The 17,899-nt window shown below is 64.6% G+C and carries 16 protein-coding genes; 9 read left to right on the plus strand and 7 right to left on the minus strand.

Annotation, left to right across the window (positions count from 1 at the left end; all coding sequences use genetic code 11):
• Positions 1-471 precede the first annotated feature (471 nt).
• Together GA615_RS23740 and GA615_RS23745 are read left to right on the plus strand one after the other, a co-directional pair.
• Positions 472-1,260 (plus strand): alpha/beta hydrolase, encoded by a 789-nt coding sequence (locus tag GA615_RS23740; protein ID WP_152053825.1) that lies wholly within the window; start codon positions 472-474, stop codon positions 1,258-1,260.
• A gap of 446 nt (positions 1,261-1,706) precedes the next feature.
• On the plus strand, positions 1,707-2,750 hold the full coding sequence (locus GA615_RS23745) for a hypothetical protein (RefSeq protein WP_152053826.1): 1,044 nt from the start codon (positions 1,707-1,709) through the stop codon (positions 2,748-2,750).
• 9 nt (positions 2,751-2,759) lie between these two features.
• Here the strand turns inward: GA615_RS23745 and GA615_RS23750 are convergent, their stop codons facing one another.
• Together GA615_RS23750 and GA615_RS23755 are read right to left on the minus strand one after the other, a co-directional pair.
• Positions 2,760-5,519, minus strand: a complete 2,760-nt coding sequence (locus GA615_RS23750; RefSeq protein ID WP_152053827.1) for a hypothetical protein — start codon at positions 5,517-5,519, stop codon at positions 2,760-2,762.
• A 198-nt stretch (positions 5,520-5,717) separates the two neighbouring features.
• Complete coding sequence (locus GA615_RS23755) at positions 5,718-6,704, minus strand: sugar phosphate isomerase/epimerase family protein (protein WP_152053828.1); 987 nt, start codon at positions 6,702-6,704, stop codon at positions 5,718-5,720.
• A 243-nt stretch (positions 6,705-6,947) separates the two neighbouring features.
• On the opposite strand from GA615_RS23755, the gene GA615_RS23760 reads away from it, so the two are divergent.
• From GA615_RS23760 to hisC, 7 genes are all read left to right on the plus strand, one after another.
• Positions 6,948-7,544: a 3-keto-disaccharide hydrolase gene (locus GA615_RS23760; RefSeq protein ID WP_152053829.1), complete on the plus strand. Its 597-nt coding sequence runs from the start codon at positions 6,948-6,950 to the stop codon at positions 7,542-7,544.
• 78 nt (positions 7,545-7,622) lie between these two features.
• Positions 7,623-8,594, plus strand: coding sequence for an aldo/keto reductase (locus tag GA615_RS23765; RefSeq protein WP_152053830.1), 972 nt, complete (start codon positions 7,623-7,625; stop codon positions 8,592-8,594).
• A complete protein-coding gene (locus GA615_RS23770; protein ID WP_161602518.1) occupies positions 8,591-10,105 on the plus strand; it encodes a glycosyltransferase family 39 protein in 1,515 nt (504 codons plus the stop codon). The genes GA615_RS23765 and GA615_RS23770 overlap by 4 nt, the downstream gene beginning before the upstream one ends.
• Positions 10,095-10,898 (plus strand): 3-methyl-2-oxobutanoate hydroxymethyltransferase, encoded by an 804-nt coding sequence (gene panB / locus GA615_RS23775; protein WP_152053832.1) that lies wholly within the window; start codon positions 10,095-10,097, stop codon positions 10,896-10,898. The genes GA615_RS23770 and panB overlap by 11 nt, the downstream gene beginning before the upstream one ends.
• 129 nt (positions 10,899-11,027) lie before the next feature.
• Complete coding sequence (gene hisD / locus GA615_RS23780; RefSeq protein ID WP_152053833.1) at positions 11,028-12,419, plus strand: histidinol dehydrogenase; 1,392 nt, start codon at positions 11,028-11,030, stop codon at positions 12,417-12,419.
• A gap of 203 nt (positions 12,420-12,622) precedes the next feature.
• Entirely contained in the window at positions 12,623-13,123 is a 501-nt protein-coding gene (locus GA615_RS23785) for a GNAT family N-acetyltransferase (RefSeq protein ID WP_152053834.1), read from the plus strand.
• 70 nt (positions 13,124-13,193) lie between these two features.
• Positions 13,194-14,240, plus strand: coding sequence for a histidinol-phosphate transaminase (gene hisC, locus GA615_RS23790; protein WP_235905646.1), 1,047 nt, complete (start codon positions 13,194-13,196; stop codon positions 14,238-14,240).
• A 13-nt stretch (positions 14,241-14,253) separates the two neighbouring features.
• Here hisC and GA615_RS23795 read toward each other — a convergent pair whose 3' ends face one another.
• From GA615_RS23795 to GA615_RS23815, 5 genes are read right to left on the minus strand one after another with little or no spacing between them, the layout of a single operon-like run.
• Positions 14,254-15,207 (minus strand): DUF1559 domain-containing protein, encoded by a 954-nt coding sequence (locus GA615_RS23795; protein ID WP_152053835.1) that lies wholly within the window; start codon positions 15,205-15,207, stop codon positions 14,254-14,256.
• Positions 15,204-15,638 (minus strand): hypothetical protein, encoded by a 435-nt coding sequence (locus tag GA615_RS23800; protein ID WP_152053836.1) that lies wholly within the window; start codon positions 15,636-15,638, stop codon positions 15,204-15,206. The genes GA615_RS23795 and GA615_RS23800 overlap by 4 nt, the downstream gene beginning before the upstream one ends.
• Positions 15,635-16,162: a hypothetical protein gene (locus GA615_RS23805; RefSeq protein WP_152053837.1), complete on the minus strand. Its 528-nt coding sequence runs from the start codon at positions 16,160-16,162 to the stop codon at positions 15,635-15,637. The genes GA615_RS23800 and GA615_RS23805 overlap by 4 nt, the downstream gene beginning before the upstream one ends.
• Positions 16,159-16,632, minus strand: a complete 474-nt coding sequence (locus GA615_RS23810) for a type IV pilus modification PilV family protein (protein WP_152053838.1) — start codon at positions 16,630-16,632, stop codon at positions 16,159-16,161. The genes GA615_RS23805 and GA615_RS23810 overlap by 4 nt, the downstream gene beginning before the upstream one ends.
• Complete coding sequence (locus GA615_RS23815) at positions 16,629-17,891, minus strand: type II secretion system F family protein (RefSeq protein WP_152053839.1); 1,263 nt, start codon at positions 17,889-17,891, stop codon at positions 16,629-16,631. The genes GA615_RS23810 and GA615_RS23815 overlap by 4 nt, the downstream gene beginning before the upstream one ends.
• Positions 17,892-17,899 lie beyond the last annotated feature (8 nt).

Genomic DNA, 17,899 nt, shown 5'->3' on the forward strand with positions numbered 1-17,899 from the left:
AGCAGCGGATCCAGGAATTCCGAAACCGCCTCCAGGCGTTCCGCCAGCAAATGGAACAACGGCGCCAAAACCTGCCGCCCCGCCGTCCCGTTCTGCCCGCCTTCCCCCCCAGACACCCCGGCGGAACCCCGCACCATCAGGCCTGATCTCGCAACCTCTCGGGGCGGTCCCTCGCCTGGGATCGCCCCTCCGATCACTTGCGTCGACCCGTCATTACCTAAGTTCCGTCGATCCCGCAGATTGCGTACGTTCCCAACGGCCGGAATGATACCCCCGAATCGGCATCATGAACTGGGTAAAATGTTGAAGGACGGCAATTTCCTGGCTATGCTTTCACCAGTGTCGCACACCCACGAGATGACCCGCAGTCGAGCCCGGTCAGGACGGAGGTTGAGCCTCCCGACTCACCGTTCCGGATCGTGACTGTCGAGTGTCCCTGACGAGTTGCACCTGCCGAGAGGAGCCCGCACCATGTTTCAGGAACGCCGGACGCCCGGCTCGATGGAACGGTCGTCCGGGATCGGGGCGGAGACGTCGGTCGAAGCGACCTTCATCCCTCACCGGTACGAGCCGAACTACGCCTATCCCTTGCTCGTGCTCCTGCATGGTCGGGGCGGCGACGAACAGCAGCTCGTCGACGCCATGCCGACAATGAGCTGGCGAAATTATGTGGGCCTGGGACTTCGCGGTCCCGATCCCGTCCATCGCGCGGGAAAGGTCGCCGGCTATGACTGGGGAGCCTCCTTCCGGCACCCACGCCGCAGGCCCGGCCCGCACTGGGAGGAGATCGAGCCGGACGCCATGCTCCATCGCTTCATGACGCACGGCGCGGCCGACTCCTTCGACTCCATTGAAGATACCCTCTTTGCCGCCGTCTGCCGCACCATGCGGGCCTTGCACGTGCATTCCGAACGAATCTTTCTGGTCGGCAGCGGCGAGGGGGCAGCCGTCGCCTTTCGCCTCGGCTTGACGCACCCCGAGCGATTCGCGGGTGTGGTCGCCTTGAATGGCTGGATCCCCCGAGGGTTCCGCCCTCTTGCTCGCTGGGAAGCCTGTCGCTCGCTCCCGATCCTCTCCCTGCATGGACTCTGGAACGCCCGAGCGCCGATTCAGGATGCGATCAAGGACGACCGGCTCCTGCGCAACGCCGGCCTTCCCATCACCTCTCGGGTCTACAACGCGGCTCGAACCATCACCCCCCCGATGCTCTCCGATGTCGATTCCTGGCTGATTGAGCAATGCACCGCGGGTATCCGCTGATCTCGGTTCGCAATGCGGAGAGGCGTTCCCCGATTCCCTCCTCGCGACGTAAGATGAATCGGGAGCAACGCTGTGCAACATCGACTCGACTGATTCCTCTTGACCCTCGTGCCGGTGCATCAGAGAGAACCCCGCCGGCGTTTGACCTCGTCGAGCGAGGAATATGAGGAGGTGCTGCCCGCTCCGTCGCATCCTTGAACTGTGATCACGAACGAGCTGGACTCGGATCGACGGGGGCGCGGATGGGGACGTCAGTGGCGTTCGGTTGCCCCGAATGTGGCCGGAAGCTCCGGCTGAAGACGCGCTCTTCCGGGCGTCAGGTTCGTTGTCGGGGTTGTGGAACTCTGGTCGAAGTCCCGTTCTTCCCCAGGCACGTCGGACGGCGGCGTTCGAAGCGATCGCGATGGCGGCGGTGGGGGCCGCTGGCCTTCGGCCTCGTGGTTGCCGTGCTGGTTCCGGTCCTCGCCTGGCGGTGGTGGCAAGCATCCCTTCGAGCCGATCGGGCCGAGGCCATCGCTCAGGCTGTCGCGGAGATGGAGCAGGCCGAGCAGGCCGGGGATCGCTCAACCGCCTTCCTCGCCGCCGACGCGGCGCTCACCTTGGCCCGTCAGTCTGCCATCGACCCGCCGGGCGGCCTCGATCGCCTGGCCCTTCGTCGTGATGAACTGGCACGCGCCGATGTCTCGGCTCAACTGGAGTCCCTGGCCAATCAACCGCCTCGGGAGGCCCTGAACCAGGCCCGAGCGGTGGCCGATCGGGTGAACTCCGACCCGGCCCTGAGCCCTCTGAACAGCCGATCGGAACTGGCCGTTTCCGAGGCCGCCCAGCGATGGACCAGCCGGCAATTGACCCAGGCCGAGGCCGCGCTCGCCTCTGGAAATCCGGCCAGTGCGCTTGCGTTTGCCGATCAGTTGGCGAAGGACCTTGCTCCTCCGCCGGCCTCCCCGATGGCCTCCGCTCGGGATCGCCTCCGGAGCTTTGTGGCCGCGATTGTGGAGACGCGAGGCATCAGGATCGAACCGATCGACCTGACCCCGGGACCGACCGGACCACCCGCGGAGACCTTTCTCTCAGACCTTCGCCAGGTCATTCAGGACGGGCTGCACCGACGCGGCTATGTGGTTGCCCCTCCAAACTCATCGCTCGCGGAACTCTGGAACGAGGCTCCGTTCCGCTTTCAAACCCAGCTGACCGAGCAATACGGCGCCTCGTATCTCCAATCCGCACACCAGACCGCCTTGATTCGAACCGAGCTGGAGCTTGACCACTCTGGCCAGACCCTTTGGAGCGACTATTTCGAGGCGAGAACCCGAGTCCCACTTCCTGGACTCAGCGCGATGGAATCCAGTCGCCTGGAGATCGGGCGTGAGCCCAGCCTCGAAATCGAGCAACGGTTCGCCCGCGATGCCAGGGCCGACCTGATCGACAAGCTTCGCGTCAAGCTCGGCAGTCTTCCCGCCGTCGAGGGAACGCCCTCGGAAACGCGTTGATCGGGAGACTCAGTCGGCCTGCAGAACGACATAAAGGGCATCGGGAGGCAACGCAACGTCCAGGGCACCGTCTTCGGTGGTCACGTCGAGCGACCGAACGGGGACCCCGTTCGAATCGAGCACAACGGCCGAGGTCAACGCCGGGTTTCGCACGCGAATCGAGGCGTCGGCCCGGGTGATCGCCCAGGGCATCCGGCCGGTTTCGACAATCTCGAACCCCTCGACCTCGCGACGGCCGCCATCGGTGGTGAACGTCGTTTCGTGGGTCGTCCACCCAGTCGGCAGCGCCTCGGTCCCGATCTGGACGAGAATCGATCGGCTCGTCGCCAGCGGTTCTCCATCGAGCGAGACGGCGAGGACGGCTCCATACGGATTCTTCGACGAGATGGTCACATCTCGAAGTGAGAACGTCTCGACCCGATCAAGAAACCCAACGACTCCCTGGGCCTTCGGCGCATTCAGGCCGCAAAGCCCCTGGCCGAAGTTGAGAACCACCTGCCCCGTCACGCTCCCCACCCGTTGCCGATCGCGAGCGATCAAGGCGTCGAGGTCGGCCACTTCCGACCGGCTCGGGTCGGAATCGTACGAGACGACCACCGGCCCCGCGAGGAAGGCGAGGGGATCGACCGCTCCCGGTCCGGTTGGCTCGACCCGTCGGGCCGAGTCGCCCAGGTCGCGGTTCGGGTCGTAGCTGGGATCCTCGGCAATGATCGGCGGTTCACGCTGCCAGAGGTCGTCGAGGGGGCGATGCTCAACCACGACCGGCTCCCCTTCGGTCACGTATCCGAGTCGATAGATCAACGCCGCGGCCGGAAACTGCCCGAGCACCATCGGCGTGGCGATTTCCCACTTCTTGCGCGAGGCCGCGTTCCAGTCGGCGCGGTCTTCGATCGACCATTCCGACTCTCCGGTCGAGAACCAGACGAAGCCGTCGATGCCGGTCAACGCCGAGTAAACGCTGGCCAGAAACGGTGCCTCGGCCTGGTAGCTGAGCGGCGGAACCCATCGAGTTTCGGTCAGCATGGTCGGGAACCCGGAAACCTGCTTGATGTTCGTCGGCAAGCTCCTCGGATCGAGCAGGGCGGAGGTGTTGGCGAAGCGGTCGCCGGCGTTGATCCGCCAGCCGCGATCGGGACCGAGGTGCACCGGGCTGTAGTAGCGATTGACTGCGATAATATCGTTCGCCGTGTACGACCAGCGCTCGACATCTTCCAGGCGAATCGGGTCGGCCGTTTTCCAGTTGCCGGCATTGATCAGTTGGCGGCAGCCGAGATCCTCTCGCAGGTAGCGGGCAATCTCTTGGTTGAAGCCGTACATCGTCTCGCCGAAGAACTGCAACTGATCGTCGAGCCGAGCCTTGCGGCCTCCGCTCCGCGATTGAGTCCACTCCCAGACAATGTGAATGCCGACGACTCCCCGATCGAAGTCGTCCTCGGGCATCCGGTCGCCCTTCCAGGCCCGAAGTGCGGCATCGAGCGATCCATACTTGGCCACAAGCCACGAGCCAAACTGCTTGCCGAGCAATTCAAGCTGGCGTCCCTTGACGCTCTGCATGGTCCAGAACAGCATCGAGTCTTCATTCTGGAGCTGAATGATCGCCAGGGCCGGATCCTCGGCCAGGGGAATGCCGGTGTACGGATTGGGGGTGGTCAGCAGTTTCCGAAGCCAGGCTTTGTACGCTTGCTGGAGGGTCGGGTTGAAAAAGAGGAGCCCCTGGGGACTCTGATCCTCCGGCCATCCTTCCAGACCGAATCGGGCGGGCACCTGCTTGAAGTTGGAGGCCCAGTAGGGGCTGAGCGTGGTGTAGATGCCCGCGTCCTTCATCCCCGCGACCAGCTTCCAGGCCTGGTCGAGTTCCTTGGGGTCGGGGTCGGAGAGCGAGGCCTCCGGAGTGTCCTTGGGCTTCGGTTCGAGGTGGCCGTGGTATCGGACCATGTTCACGCCTCGCTTGGCCAGAAAGCGGGCGTGGTGCTTCACCGTGTCCAGGTCCCCTTGCCGCTGCACGTAGGAGGTGACGGCCCAGAACCGTACGGGCGAGCCATCCCCCAGAACGAATCCGTTGCCGTCCTCGGTTCGTCGGACGAATCCGTTCTGCCCGGCGACCTCCTCATTCAAGGATCGGAGGTCGAGCAGGGCATCGTCGCGGAAGGTGTCTCGTTCCGGCCGGAACGGCCAGGTCCCTGCGCCGCCGAAGACGGTCAGGTCCGAGGCCCCGGGGCGATCCAGCCCTCGGGGGACGAACGCTTCGGTCGTGAGCACGAAGGCGTCGATCGCGCCATGATGGTGCAACGCGCTTCGGGATCGAACGGCCAGAATGTGCCGACCGGCGTCGAGTTCCAGGTCGTCGAGCCGAACCCAGGCCACGAACCGGAGGTCGGGCTTGTCGTCGTCGGCGACATTGACCTGCTGGTCGGCCTGGGAAAAGTCGACCGTTTGCCACTCGTTGTCGTCAATCCGGTAGTCGAGGGTCGTCTGGACCGGATTCGCCCGAAGCCAGAACGCATAGCGCCCCGCCTCGGGAATGTCGAGGTTGTACTCGGCGGTGCCGGGCCGATCGTCGGAGAAGTGAGAGAGCCAGTCGCCTCCGGACAGCTGATCCGTCTTGACCCGGTCGTACCACTGCGGGTGGCGGATCATGGTCGATCGGCTCGGCCGTTCTGCCTCAATCCAGAGCGTTTGACCCTGATCGTGCGCGGAGAGCGGCTGACCGTGGCCGATGAGCGTGGCAAGCAGGAACACGGGACCGTAGTGTTTCGCCAGGTGCGCCATGGATCTCGGCTCTTTGGGCTGGAAAAGCAGTGCTCTCGGAGGCCGCTTCGTCTCGCAACAACGTCGGACAGCGGAACGATCCCGCGGTTTCGGGGTCGGCGTTGTCGAACCGTGATGGAAGCCGGGGCCGGGTCGCATCTTCAGGAGCGGCCCGGCCCGGCCTCGGTAGGACGCGGCGTGGCGTGAAACGCTCCGCGATCAGCCCTTCGGCTCGTACGTCGCTCCGGAGAGGGATTCGAGCAGCCGCTTGGTGGCCAGAATGCCTTCCGGCTCAGAGAGGCGGCCGCCTTCGTACTCGATGCCGACGTAGCCATTGTAGCCCGCGTCGGTGACAATCTTCATGATCCGGGGGTAGTCGAGGAAAATCTCATGCCCCTTGTCGTCGAAATCGAACGACTTGGCCGAGACCCCCTTGGCAAACGGCATCAACCGGGCGATGGCGTCGTAGATGTCGATGGTGTAGTCGTGCTCTTCCCGAGGCCCCTGCGAGGGGAAGTTGCCGAAGTCGGGCAGGGTGCCGAAGTTGTCCATGCCGACCCCCTTGATCAGGGCGATCAGGGAATCGGGATCGCTCGACGGGCCGCCGTGGTTTTCGCAGATGATGTTCAGGCCGACGGACTTCGCGTACTCGGCCAGCGCCGAGCATCCGTCCACGGCGTCGGCCACCTCGGTCGCGCTGTAATTGTTGCCGGTGTTCACCCGGATCGAGTGGCAGCCCAGCGCCTTGGCGGCATCGACCCACTTCTTGTGGTTTTCGACCGCCTGATTGCGCTGCTCGGGATTCTCATGGCTGAGGCTCCCCTCGCCGTCGATCATGATGAGCAGGCATTCGACCCCCTGGTCGTCGGCCCGCTGCTTCAGGTCCTTCAGGTAGGCCTCGTCGCGGGCCTTGTCCTTGAAGAACTGATTGACGAACTCGACGGCTTCGATGCCGAACTCCTCTCGGGTATCCTTGGGGAACCCGAGGTTGGCCTTCGCCGGGTCGCCGCTGGCGAAGTACCGCTTGTGGAGCGACCACTGGGCGAGCGAGACCTTGTATTCGCCGATCGGCCCTGGGCCTGGGGCTCCGGTCAGTTCCTGGGCGAACAATCGGCCCGGACGAAGGCCCAGTCCGAGGCCGAGCGCGGCCCCACCGGCCAGGGTCCCTCGAAGAAACGCGCGACGAGATCGAGGACGAAGATTCATCGGGAAACGACTCCGGAAGCGTGCAAGGCAAGGGGAAGATGGGGTGCCCGTCGTGCCGAGGCAAGCACGAGCCTTGCGTTGAGTCTAGGGTGGGGCGATCGAGGGGTCAATCGGGAGGGTCGCGGAGGCGCAGTCGTGACACGGCGTCGTCTTCGCGGTCTAATCAAGAACCGACGTCGGCCCGAGGGGTCGGCGAACGTGTTCAACCCCCTTCCTTCGATTCCTGACCCGGAGACCGCGCCCGTGATCGTCTCGACTGCCCTGGCCCTGGCCACCCTGCTGTTCGTCGCCCCGACCGACGAGAGCCAACTGAACACCCCGCCCGAAGGCTTCATCGCCCTGTTCAACGGCGAGGACCTGACCCACTGGAAGAAAGACAACGACGCTGCCGAGCACTGGACCGTCAAGGACGGCATCCTTCATTACGATGGCAAAGGCAACAGCCTGGTCACCGCGAAGGATTACGGCGACATCGAACTGTACGTCGATTGGAAGATCGGGCCGAAGGCCGATTCTGGCATCTACCTGCGCGGCAAGCCCCAGGTCCAGATCTGGGATGAACCGGAAATCGGCTCCGGCGGCCTGTTCAACAACAAGGTCGGCGAAAGCAAGCCGCTGGTGGTCGCCGACAAGCCGATCGGCGAGTGGAACACCTTTCATATCATCATGAAGGGGGAAAAGGTTACGGTTTTCCTCAACGGCGAGAAGGTGGTCGACGATGTCGCCCTGGAAAACTGGCCCGACTACGACGGCCCGATCCCGGCCAAGGGTACGATCGAACTTCAGCACCACGGCAACCCGTTGGAGTTCCGCAACATCTACCTCAAGGAACTGGACTGAATCCATCCCCTCGGAGCGGCCGGAGCCTGGTTCGGCCGCTCATGGGTTTCTTTGGAATCAAACCTCTTGGAATCCGAGATGCGTTACCGGACCTTTGGTCGAACCGGGTGGTCGGTCTCCGAGATCGGCTACGGCATGTGGGGCATGGCCGGCTGGGTCGACTCGAACGATGACGAGTCGATGGCCAGCCTTCATCGATCCGTCGAGCTGGGCTGCACATTCTTCGACACCGCCTGGGGCTACGGCGAGGGGCACAGCGAGCGCCTGCTCGGCCGCCTGGTCAAGGCCCATCCCGACCGTCGCCTCTACGTCGCCACCAAGATCCCGCCGAAGAACTTCACCTGGCCCTCGCGCCGCGGATTCACGCTCGACGACTGCTTCCCGCCCGACCACATCCGCGAGTATGCCGAGAAAAGCCTGGCGAACCTCGACCTGCCCCGCATCGACCTGCTCCAGTTCCACGTCTGGGAAGATACCTGGGCGACCGACGACCGTTGGCAGCGCGCCATGGACGACCTGAAGCGCGAAGGGCTGGTTGAGGCCGTCGGCGTCAGCGTCAACCGCTGGGAGCCGACCAACGGTGTCGAGGCCATCAAGACTGGCCTGGTTGACGCCGTTCAGGTCATCTACAACATCTTCGATCAGGCTCCCGAGGATGAGCTGTTCCCCCTCTGCCAGGAGCGGAACATCGGTGTCATCGCCCGGGTTCCCTTTGACGAAGGAACGCTCACCGGCAATCTCTCCTACGACTCCACCTGGCCCGAAGGAGACTGGCGGAATACCTACTTCGTGCCCGAAAACCTCCGGGCCAGCGTCGATCGGGCCGAGGCGCTCCGCCCGCTCGTTCCCGAAGGCATGACCATGCCCGAACTCGCCCTGCGCTGGATTCTGACCGAGCCGACCGTCTCGACCATCATCCCCGGCATGCGCAAGCTCCGGCACGTCGAGGCGAACATTGCCACGAGCGACGGTGTCCCTCTGGAACCGAAACTGCATCAATCGCTTCGCGCCCACCGATGGGATCGGACGCCGACCTCCTGGTCTCAATGAGCATTGTGACGCGACATCGTGATCGGCTGGCACTGCTGGCACTCCTGGCCTTCACCTTCGGGGTGCGGGCCTGGAAGATCGATCAGCCGATTGTCGAGAACTACGTCGGCCGTCAGATCCCCACGGCGATGGTCGCGCGCAACCTTGAGCGCGGGTCCGGATTTCTCCGTCCCCAGCTCGATACCGGACCATTCCCGAACCTGTTCCTGGTCGAGCCGCCGATCTTTGCCTCCATCGTTGCCGGAGTCTCCCGCGCGACGGGCTGGCCGATCGGCGTTTCCGGTCGCCTCGTCTCGGCCCTGGCGACGACCCTCGGAGCCTGGGGCCTCTACGGTCTGACTCGACGTCGGGAAGGAGTCGGGGTTGCCTTGGTGGCGATCGGTGTCTTTGCGGTCTTGCCGGTCATGATCCGCTACGGTCGGGCCGTGCAGCCCGATGCCCTCATGCTCGGCACGCAACTGGCGGCCCTCCGCTGCTGGGATGCCTTCGTCCACGAGGATCGCGGGCGGCGAGGCTGGCTGGTCGGCGGTTGGTTCCTCCTGGCAACCAGCCTGGCGGTCAAGGTGACCTCGGCGTTCGTCTTCGTGCCGATTGTCCTGGTGATCCTCGGTCCGAAGCGGCGATGGGCGATCGGATTGGCATTCCTGGCCTTGATTCCGGCCATCCTCTGGTATGTGCATGCGTCAACGTTGCTGGCCGAAGGGGAAGGCTCGCGTGCCTCGCTCGACAACCGGCGCATCTGGCTCGACGCCCTGGTGCCGACGGCCCTGGTTCACCTGGAAACCTACCGGCCCGCGGCACGGTATCTGCTCATCCGATCCTTCACGCCCATCGGGCTGGTGCTCGCGATCCTGGGAGTGTTCAAGGTCCGACCCATCGACCGGCTCTGGTGTCTCTGGGGAGCCTCAGCCCTGCTCGCCCTGGTGCTCTTGGCGGGGAAGTGGCATCACGAATACTATTGGATGGTCCTCGCGCCGGTGTTGAGCGTCGGGATTGCCCGGAGTCTTGTCGCGTTGGCCCGAGTGCAGCATGGCCGAGGGTGGGCGGTTCCCCTGGGAGTCGCGTTCGTCGCGATGGCGGTCCTCGGCTCCTCCTCGACCTGGCAGACTCCGGTCGAGTGGGAAAACATCGACCAGGCGGCCGAGCAGGTGCGCCGGGTTGTCCCGCCCGATCGTTGGCTCGTGGCTCCGGAGGCCTTGCTCTACACCGCCGATCGTCGCGGCTGCCGCCTGGAAACAACCCCTCGATCCGCCCAGCGGGCGGCCGGAGAGTGGGCGGGGCGGCTGGAAAATCCCGACGATCCGCTGGCCCTCGTCGCGTTTTACCAGAGCCGAGGGGCAGCGTTCCTGGCCGATCTCGGCTCTGAGGATGACCAGGACACCGATCCTCGTCGTGCCTTGCTTCGCCGGCGTGCCCGCGAACACTACCGCATTTTGATCGATCGGCCCGATGTGTTCGTGGTCGAGCTTGTGCCGAAGCCCGGCCTCGATGGAGCCTCTCATGGCGATTGAGAACGACCCCAAGGTAACCCCTCCTGTGCTTTCCCGATGGAAGCGGGAAGGCCGGAAAATCACCTCGCTGACCGCCGCCGATTTCACCATGGCCCGCTTGCTCGACGAGGCGGGAATCGACGTCTTGCTCGTCGGAGACTCCCTCGGTACCGTCGTTCAGGGGCATGCGACGACCTTGAAGGTCACGCTCGATCAGATGATCTATCACGCCGAGATGGTTGCCCGAGCCGCCAGGCGGGCTCTGGTCGTCGCCGACCTGCCGTTCGGTTCGTACCACGAGTCGCGCCGCCAGGCCGTTCGATCGGCCTGTCGGTTGCTGAAGGAAACCGATTGCCAGGCCGTGAAGCTCGAAGGGGGGCGACGGATGGCCCGGACGATCCGAGCCCTCGTTGAGTCCGACGTGCCGGTCATGGGCCACATTGGCCTGACGCCGCAATCGATCCGCCATCTGGGCCGTTACAAGGTCCAGCGCGACGCCGAGGCCCTGCTGGCCGATGCTCAGGCCGTGGCCGAGGCCGGGGCCTTCGCCCTGGTCATCGAATGCGTGCCGTCGGAGATCGCCGCGACGATTTCGCAAGCCTTGACGATTCCGACCATCGGCATCGGCGCGGGGCCGTCGTGTGATGGCCAGGTGCTTGTCACGCACGACCTTCTCGGGCTCTTTGAAGGTTTCCGCCCCAAATTTGTCCGCCGTTACGCCGAGCTGGCCGCCACCGTCCGAGAGGCCGCCACGCACTACGCCAACGATGTCCAATCGTCGGCCTTTCCCTCCGATGAGGAAGGATTCCGATGACGAGCGATCCGAGCCGAGCGGATCGTTGACCCCCCTGTGAGTCCCGGATAGGGTCGGTGCCTGGAATTGCCTTCTCGACCCCGGGCCTAGAATGGAATCGTTCCCGAGCTTTTGGAGAGGGGAGCGGAGATGCCCCGTTCGACGACGCCTGCCTTGAACATCACCCGGATCGACACCAGCTCCGACGACGCTCGGGAGGCTATCGCCTCACTCCGGGCCCAGTTGAGCCCAAGGGGAGACGTGGTCAGCCCCCGTGGTCGAGAACTGACCATCGCCGTCTTCGGCGAGCCCCTCAACCCCCAACAGGTCGTTGATCGCATCTGTGCCGACGTCCGAGAACACGGGCTCGACGCGGTCCTCGACTACACCGCCAAGCTCGACCGCAAACCACTCGACCGCTCGAACTTTGCGGTTTCTGCCGAGGAAATGGCCGAAGCCTTCCGCAAGGCCGACCGCGAATACCTGCGCACCGTTCGTCGCGTCCGCGACAACATCCTTGCCTTTCAATCGGGCATCCTCCTCCGAGATGCGGTCATGACCCCCTCTCCCGGGGTCGAGCTCACTCTCCGCTACCGCCCGATGCGCCGGGTCGGCGTCTGTGTGCCGGGAGGGGCGGCGGCCTATCCCTCGTCGCTCCTCATGACGGTCGTCCCTGCCCAGGCGGCCGGAGTCGAGGAGATCGCCGTCGTCGTTCCTCCCACCGAGTTCGGCGGTTATAACACCGACCTTCTCGCGGCCTGTCACCTGCTGGGCGTGAAGGAGGTTTACCGGATCGGCGGCGCCCAGGCGGTGGCGGCTCTGGCCTACGGGGTCGAGGGAATTCCTCAGGTCGATAAGATCGTCGGTCCCGGCAACCTGTTCGTCGCCCTGGCCAAGCAGAAGGTCTACGGCGAGGTCGACATCGACAGCATCGCCGGGCCGAGCGAGGTCGTTCTCATCGCCGACTGGACCGCCGAGCCCTCCTTCGTCGCCGCCGACCTCATCAGCCAGGCCGAGCACTCCCCGGGCGCAAGCATCCTCATCACCTGGGAGGCCGATCTCATCGACCGCGTGATCGAGGCGCTCGAAGACCAGCTCTCCCGGCTCAGCCGGGGCGACCTGGCCCGAGACAGCCTCGAACAGTTCGGCTCGTTGATCCTCGTTCGCGACGAGGAGGAGGCGATCGAATTGACGAACCTCATCGCCCCGGAACACCTGCACGTTTCGACCAGCGACGCCCATCGCCTTGCCGATCGCCTGATCAATGCCGGCGCCATTTTCCTCGGCCATCTCACTCCCGTGGCCGTCGGAGACTACGCCGCCGGCCCGTCTCACGTCCTGCCCACCGGCGGCACCGCCCGATGGGCCTCGGGCCTGGCCTCCAACGACTTCCTGAAGCGAACAAGCCTCATCCACGTCGATCGCCGAGGCCTCGAACGCCTCGCCCCCGACGTTCGCCTGCTCGCCGACAAGGAAGGCTTGACCGCCCACCGCTACAGCGTCGACGTCCGCCTGAGCCATGAGAACGACGAGTCCTCGTGATCGGGGTTCGGTCTGTTCCCCGATGGCTCGATGGTTCACTGCCGTTGGCGGGTTCAATCGCCTCGTCCGTCTCGAAATCGTACGCGGACTCCGGGTATGATCCTGGTCGCCGTCGCGTCCCGATCGAGCAACGGTCGGCCCCTGAGTTTGATGCGTCCACCCTGATCGATTCCTTCCCCCCCTTTGTGTTCGAACCACCCCCCATGACCGCGATCATCCGTCCCGCCCAGCCCGACGACTGTGAAACGATTGTTCAATTGATTCGGGAGCTGGCCGATTACGAGCAACTGCTCGATCATGCCAGGGCCACCCCCGACGACGTTCGTCGCGGCCTGTTCGGCCCTCGTCCCTTCGCCGAGGCCCTGATCGCCGAATGGGATGGGCAAGCGGTCGGTCTGGCCCTCTTCTTCCACACCTTCTCGACCTTCCGGGGCCAGGCGGGCCTCTACCTCGAAGACCTGTTCGTTCGGCCTTCGCATCGCAGCCGAGGGATTGGCAAGTCCTTGCTCTCCTCGCTGGCGAAGCTCGCCGTCGATCGCGGATGTGGCCGCCTGGAGTGGTCGGTCCTCAACTGGAACGAGCCCGCCATCGGCTTCTATCAAGCGATGGGAGCGCGACCAATGGACGAATGGACCGTCTACCGCATCGACGACGAACCCCTGCAACGCCTCGCCTCGCACGCGAACACCCCGTCGGCGGTCTAGTCAACGCCCGATCCTTGATCGTTTGCTCAACCTCGGTGATCAATCGCCTCGACCGAGAAAGGACTCCCCCGTGCTGCCGCACATCGACCGGATGGCCGGCTACATTCCCGGAGAGCAGCCGCGCGATCCGGCCGGCATCATCAAACTCAACACGAATGAAAACCCGTACCCATCCTCCCCCCGGGTGGCCGAGGCGATCCAGACGGCCCTGTCCGACGGTCGACTCCGGCGCTACCCCGACCCCTCCGGAACCGCCTTCCGCGAGGCCGTCGCCCGGCGTCATGGCGTCTCCCCCGACATGGTCCTGGCCGGCAACGGCTCAGACGATTGCCTCACCATCCTGACCCGAGCCTTCGTCGGGCCGGGTGATCCGGTCGCCTACCCGACCCCCAGCTACGTTCTTTATCACACCCTCGCCGAGATCCAGAACGCCCGGCCCGTCGAGGTTCCGTTTCAGCCCGATTGGACCCTCACTCCCGACGCCTTCGCCGCCACCGGCGCCCCGCTCGCCTTCCTGGCGAACCCCAATAGCCCCTCCGGCACGATGCTGCCCGCCGCCGAGGTCGCCGCCATCGCTCGCCACTTCCCGGGCACCCTCGTCGTGGATGAAGCCTATGCCGACTTCGCCGACGAGAACTGCATCGGCCTCGTCTCCGAACTGCCCAACGTCATTGTTTCCCGGACCTTGAGCAAGGGGTTGAGCCTCGCCGGATTGCGGATCGGCTACCTGATCGCCCGGCCCGAGGTGATTGAAGGATTGAACAAGGTCAAGGATTCCTATAACTGCGACGCCCTCAGCCTGCTCGGCGGCGCGGCGGCGCTCGACGATGCCGACTACACCCGGTCGATCCGCGATCGCGTCATCGCCACCCGCCAACGCCTCACCGAGGCCACCCGAGCCCTCGGCTACGCCGTTCCCGAGAGCCAGGCCAACTTCGTCTGGTGCGAGGGCGGTCCCCCGGCCGAGGAGATCTATGAGGCATTGAAAGCGCAGAAGATCCTGGTTCGCTTGATGCGTTATCCCGGCCGCGCTCCCGGCCTGCGCGTCACGGTCGGGACCGATGAGCAGATCGACCGCTTCCTCGACGTGCTCGGTACGATCCTCCGATCCCGTTGACCGCCCGCCTCCCTCAATAGCTGTTATCGCTGATCACCTCACCATCGGCCCGATGACCGAGGTAGCGAAACACCTGTTGATCCACCGTATCCTTCACGAACCGGACCGATCCATCTCCGAAGGCAAAGTTCGCTCCTCCGGGGTGGTTGCTCCCGAATCCGCCGACAAGGTAAGCGGCCGGCGGGAAGTCCCCCGGGACATCCGGTTGCTCCGGTTGCTCCGGTTGCTCCGGTTGTTGCTCGATGGCGTCGAGACTCCCATCCCCCAGATCCTCTCGGTTCATCCCCGCCGGAAACCGAGCCGACCAGTTCGGAGGTGTCCCCGTATTGCGCAGGGTCGCCCGCGTACCGGAGGCCCAGCCGAGCGTCGGAGCCCCGGTCGCTCGATATTCCCCGAAGAAGATCGTGTTTGTCAGACCATCGGGTACCCCCTGAGCCTTCAACGCGCTGTTCAGAAAAAACGCTCCGTGGTTCGTCTCGTCGATCGGCGCTTCCACATCGTGATGATTCCCGGCATAGCTCATCTGGGCAGGTGAGGAGGGGCCGGCGGTCCCGATGCGTCCATCAGACGGACACAAAAAGATGCGTTTCTCCATTGTCCGGATCGTATCGTTGGCCGGCGCATACAAGCCTGTGTCGAAATTCAGTTTGGCAAAGGCGTTCCGCTCCTCCAGAAAGGGGAGGATCTGCGTCGCCCAGCCATAGTGCTTGCCGACCGGAAGATTCGGGATCGGGCCCGACCCTGGATCGTCGATCACACCGGGCGGAAACACCTCGTGCGCCGACGCATAATTTTGCGAGGCCAGGATCAGTTGCATCAGGTTGTTGGTGCACTGCACCCGCCTGGCCGCCTCCCGCGCCGATTGCACCGCCGGGAGCAAGAGCGCGATCAGGACCCCGATAATGGCGATCACGACCAGCAGCTCGATCAGAGTAAACGCTCGCGTTCGCCGCCTTTGAATGGTCATTCGCGCGATTCCTTGTTCCAGAGGGTTGGATTGATCCCGAACGTTTTGCTTCGACGAACCCGGTCGTCGACGGCTCCATCGGACGGGTAATCGGCCCGAACGAGCACGCGAAATGCCTCATCCTCGCCGTCCCCCTCCCGATCGGTTGCAATGGTAATCACCACCGTGGCCGCCCGGAGACCTGGCGAGTCGGCAGGAATCGACCAGGTTTCCCCGTCGTATGTCGGGTCGGCCTTGAGCCGAACGGCGGCCCGTTCGAGCCCCGCCTCAACCAGCCAGTCGGCCTGGCGTTGCCACTCGATTCGACGGAGTTGGTCCGCCCTCGCCTTGCTCACCCGGAGCAGGCCCACCACGACCACTCCCATCACACTCAAGCACACCAGGGCGACCAGCGCGGCTCCCCCTCGACGGCGACTCGCCCGAGCCTTCATGAGCCGTCCTCCTCGAATCGGTGGTCGCGGCCAACCGTTGATTCGATCCGGACGGATCGCCGATCCCCCTCGATCGTGCCGGGCACGTCGAGCACCAGGGAAACGACCGGGATTCCGTCCGATTCCTGAAGATCCCACGAGAAGGTCGTCCCCGGCCGCAATCGATACGATTCCCGCCGATCGACCTCTCCCGGACGGTGATCCTCGCGGATCAACAAACGTCCCTGCATCTGATAGCTTGTCCTTCGGTCACCAGGTCCGATGAGCACAAGTCGAACGGGATCGTCCTCCCGCTCGACTCGAAACGCCGCGTGAACATCCGCGCGAACGTCAGCGGCGAGCGCGCCCTCTGTGATCGTCGCCGCCAGATCGTCCCGTCCAAGGCGTTCCAGGCGGAACATCAGAGCCAGAAGGCTTGCGGTCGTGCCAAACAGAACCGCGATCATCGTCATCGCGGCCAGCACTTCGATGAGCGACGCCACGCCCGACCGCTCTCCCCTTCGCCTGTTGCGTCGGGCAATCATGGTGCCTGCTCCTCAGGAGGCTTTGCCGAGCTTTCGTCCCGATGCGAGGTCCACGTCCTCAACCGAACCACCGAGGCGGGGATGCCGGGGCGGTCCTGATACCGAAGCGTCACGGTGATCCGTTGCATCGTCAGGCCATCCTGCTCCTCCTCCTCCCGATCGACCGTTATCGTACCGTCGGGAAGGGCCCGTTCTCCTTCCGAAGAGAGGCTCAGGGGAGCGTTTGCATTGGCCTCGGTTCGCACTACCCGATCGAGCAGGTGTTCGGTTTCCCGGATCGCCAATGCCCGACGATCGAGCGCCTGACGTTCTCGGGCAATCCACGACACCGCCTGCAAGGTGGTCGTCATGCCGACCAGCAACAGCACCACGGCAACCGTTGCCTCGATCAGGGTGAACCCACCCCGCGGACTTCCCGATCGGGAACGTCCGCATGGCTTCGACGAACCATTGAACACGTTGAAATTCATGACGCCATCGCCCGAATGATGGTCACAAGGGGGAGAAAATACGTGAGCATGAACAGAACCACCGGAACTGCCAGTGCAATGATGGCAACCGGATACAGGATCTGGCTCCAAACAATCACGCGGTATCCGACCCGCCGATCCAGCCCGTTCGCCTGATGCTCCAGTGCCCAGGCAAGGTTCCCGGCACCCGATGCCGCATCGAGCACTGCGCCGTCGTTCGGTCGAATCAATCCTGCGGTGGTCAGCGATTGCGTCCACGACTGCCCCCGAGCGACACGAGCCGCCACCCACCGGAGCCGTTGCCGAACCAATCGGCTTGTGTGCGCCTGAGCGATCCGATCCAGGGCCTCCGGCATGGGACGGTTCAACGCGACCTCTCCGGCCAGGGCTCGCAGCACCGTTGCCCCGTGGCGTTTGATCAACAGCCGGTCGACCAGCGTGAACCCCCAATCCATCGGATCGAACGCCGTGAACGCCAGCAACGGCAAGCCGACCAGTTGCAGGAGCACCAGGGCCGCCACGGTCGGCCCCACCGCAGGATGATGAGCCAGGGCAAAGGTCCACCGCGTAATCGCCGGGAGTTCCACACCGAAATCGATCGAGATGGCTTCAATTTTCGGGCCAACCCAGAACATCAGGAACGTGATCACGACCTGCATCACCAGGAGGGTCCAGATCAGGTACGTCAGCCGAGCTCGGATGTGGGCATGAAACGGTTGGCGTGCCGATTGCCGCTGCCCCAACGACCGAAGGGCCTGACCCAGCACCGGGCCATCCCACCCCATGCGGAGCGAGACAATCCCCTGGCGAGGGAACGAGCCGGGAACGCGGGCGAAGGCCTCACCTATCGGCACTCCCCGCTCCATCAGGGCCACGACCGCCCGGGATCGCCGTTGCATGCCCCCTCCGCAGAGGGCGCCGCACGCCTCGATGCCGGGTTCCAGAGGCAAACCACGCTCAACCGCGTTCGAGACGACTCGCAGCATCGGCTCCGAGCCAATCGACCGGCCCCGAACGAGCATGGCGACGCCTCCTGCCACTCCCGCCAGCACCACCACAACGAGCAGCAGAATGACAACCCCCAGACCCGCCGGCATGGCAAGGCGGACCAGGACCGCCACGACCACGATCACGAGCATCGCATCGCGCAACGTCATCGACCGTGATGTGGGGAGCGGACGGCCCGGTTCGTCCCCCGGAATCAGCCCCGCAGGCAGCGGGTTCCGCTCAGAAGATTCTTGACTCGAAGACGTATTCATCAAGAAGA

This window comes from Tautonia marina (genome assembly GCF_009177065.1).
GTDB lineage: Bacteria > Planctomycetota > Planctomycetia > Isosphaerales > Isosphaeraceae > Tautonia > Tautonia marina.